The sequence below is a fragment of the Hydrogenophaga sp. genome, from assembly GCF_041633695.1.
Lineage (GTDB): Bacteria > Pseudomonadota > Gammaproteobacteria > Burkholderiales > Burkholderiaceae_C > Hydrogenophaga.
Genome location: NZ_JBFJMY010000539.1, coordinates 1 through 2,553, shown reverse-complemented (window position 1 = coordinate 2,553; position 2,553 = coordinate 1). Strand labels below are relative to the sequence as shown.

Annotated in this window: 2 protein-coding genes; one reads left to right on the top strand and one right to left on the bottom strand. The window is 67.6% G+C overall.

The window, feature by feature from the left end; all coding sequences use genetic code 11:
- Positions 1 to 1,379: bifunctional UDP-N-acetylglucosamine diphosphorylase/glucosamine-1-phosphate N-acetyltransferase GlmU (gene glmU / locus ABYB95_RS21340; RefSeq protein WP_372661654.1), on the bottom strand; the 1,379-nt coding region annotated here is incomplete at its 3' end.
- On the opposite strand from glmU, the gene ABYB95_RS21335 reads away from it, so the two are divergent.
- Positions 1,378 to 2,388 carry a DUF6279 family lipoprotein gene (locus ABYB95_RS21335; protein ID WP_372661651.1) on the top strand — a complete coding sequence of 337 codons (1,011 nt, stop codon included), beginning with the start codon at positions 1,378 to 1,380 and terminating at the stop codon, positions 2,386 to 2,388. The genes glmU and ABYB95_RS21335 overlap by 2 nt on opposite strands.
- Positions 2,389 to 2,553: the final 165 nt, after the last annotated feature.

The following is a 2,553-nucleotide window of genomic DNA, read 5'->3' as shown; positions in this document are numbered from 1 at the left end:
GCAATGCTCACCTGCTTGCCGCGCGCCACCGACAAGGCCCCCGCTGGCGTGCTCTTGCTGATGGTGGAACCCGCGCCCACCGTGCCCCCAGCGCCAATGGTCACCGGCGCCACCAGCACGCAGTTGCTGCCCACGTGCACATCGGCTTCGATCACCGTGCGGTGCTTGTTGGCACCGTCGTAATTGGCGGTGATGCTGCCGGCCCCGTAGTTCACCCGCTCGCCCACGGTGGCGTCGCCCAGATACGCCAGGTGGTTGGCCTTGGCACCATCGGCCAGCGTGGAATTCTTGATTTCGACGAAGTTGCCGATGTGCACCTCGGCCCCCAGTTGGGCGCCGGGACGCAAGCGGGAAAACGGCCCCACCAGCGCGCCGCGCCCGATGGAGACGCCCAGCTTCTCGCCTTCGATGTGGGTAAAGGGCAGGATCACCGCGTTCGCGCCGATGGTGGCGTTGGCGATCACGCAGTTGGCCTGCACCCGGGCACCGTCGCCCAGCACCACCCGGCCTTCGAACACGCAGTTGACGTCGATCTCCACGTCCTGGCCACACACCAGTTCGCCGCGCACATCCAGCCGCGCTGGGTCGGCCAGACGCACGCCTTGCGCCATCAAGCGCTCTGCCCCGCGCCGCTGGTAGATGCGCTCCAGCTCCGCCAACTGCAGCGGGCTGTTCACACCCGCCACCTGCGCGGCATCCGCGATGCGGTGCGCGTGCACACCGGCACCATCGGCCACGGCGAACTTGACCACATCGGTCAGGTAGAACTCGCCCTGGGCGTTGCGGTTGTCCAACCGGGCCAGCCAGGTGCGCAGCAAACGGGTGGGTACGGCCATGATGCCGCCGTAGATTTCGGTGATGGCACGTTGCGCCTCGCTCGCGTCCTTTTGCTCCACGATGGCCTGCACATCGCCATCGGCTGCGCGCACGATGCGGCCATAGCCCGTGGGATCGGCCATGTCCAGCGTGAGCAAAGCCAGGTGCTCGCCTTCGCACTGGGCCAGCAGCGCTTGCAGCGTCTCCGCCTGGGTCAGAGGCACATCGCCAGACAGCACCAGGGTCACGCCGTCGTCGGGCAGCACCGGCAGGGCTTGTTGCACCGCGTGGCCGGTGCCGAGTTGCGGCTCCTGGCGCACAAACTGGAGCCGGGTGGCCGCGCCACCTTCGCCAGGGGCAGGTGCATACAGGCCAGCTTCCACCGCCTCAGCGCCGTGGCCGGTGATCACCACCACCGAGCGCGCCGATAACCGCGCGGCGGTGTCGATCACGTGCTGGGCCAGTGCGCGGCCGCCCAATCGGTGCAACACTTTGGGCCGCAGGCTTTTCATGCGCGTGCCTTTGCCCGCAGCCATCACCACCACATCCACAGGGAACGACATGAACACCTCTCCTGGGAGCCATATAGGCCCACGATTGAACAAGCCCCGGATTATCCCCCGCGCCGCCGGGCAACGCCTGTGGCTGGCGCCCTTGCTGATTGCAGCGAGCCTGTTGTTGGGCGCGTGCAGCACCACGCGGCTGGCCTACAACCAGGCGCCGGGCCTGGCGCAATGGTGGATCAACGGCCAGGTGAACCTGAGCGACGCGCAATCAACCCAGTTGCGCGAGGACATCGACCGTTTCTTCCAGTGGCACCGGCGCAGCGAGCTGCCTGCGTACGCGGCCTTGCTGCTGCGCTGGCAAAGCCTGGCCACCACCGACATCAGCGCCGAACAGGCCTGCGCCGAATTCGACCGCATGCGCGCGCGCATCGACGTCGCAACCGAACGCAGCCTGGAGCCGCTGGCGCGGCTGGCGCTGCAGCTCTCGCCCGAACAGCTGCAATACCTGCAGAAGAAACAAGCCGACAGCCTGGACGAATTCGACGAAGACTACCTACAGGGTGACACCCAGGAGCGGCAACGCAGGCGGCTGGACAAGGCGGTGGACCGCAGCGAACAGCTCTACGGCCGCTTGAACGAAGCGCAGCGCGAACTGGTGGCCAGCGGCATCCGGCGCTCGTCCTTCGATGCCGAGCGCAGCCGCACCGAGCGCCTGCGCCGCCAGGATGATTTGCGGCAAACCGTTCGCGCGGCGCAATCGCAGGTGCTGGCGCAGACCCGCGCCAGCGATGAGCGCAATGGCCCGGGCCTGATCCGCTCGGCACAGGCCGCCACCCTGCCCAGTGCGACAGCCACCGCCGTGCCTTTGTTGCGGGATTTCACCCGCCGCCTCTGGGCATCGCCCGCGCCGGGCTACCAGGCCTACAGCCAGACACTGGTCCGCCAGGGCTGCGCCCAATTCGCGGCCCTGCACAACAGCACCAGCCCCGCGCAACGCGCTCACGCGGTGGACGTGCTCAAAGGCTATGCGGCCGACTTCCAGGCGCTGAGCCGGGCACAACCCTAGGAGCCTGCGCGGCAGAAGGCGTCGAAAGCGAAAATCGCCCCCAGCGAGGACAGTTTTTGCCGGATGTGCAGCCCCATAGCCCGGCTATGGGGCAAATAGACGGTGAAAAATGGACCGCTGCGGGCGATTTGCAGCCGACGCCTCTTCTGCCGCGCAGGCTCCTAG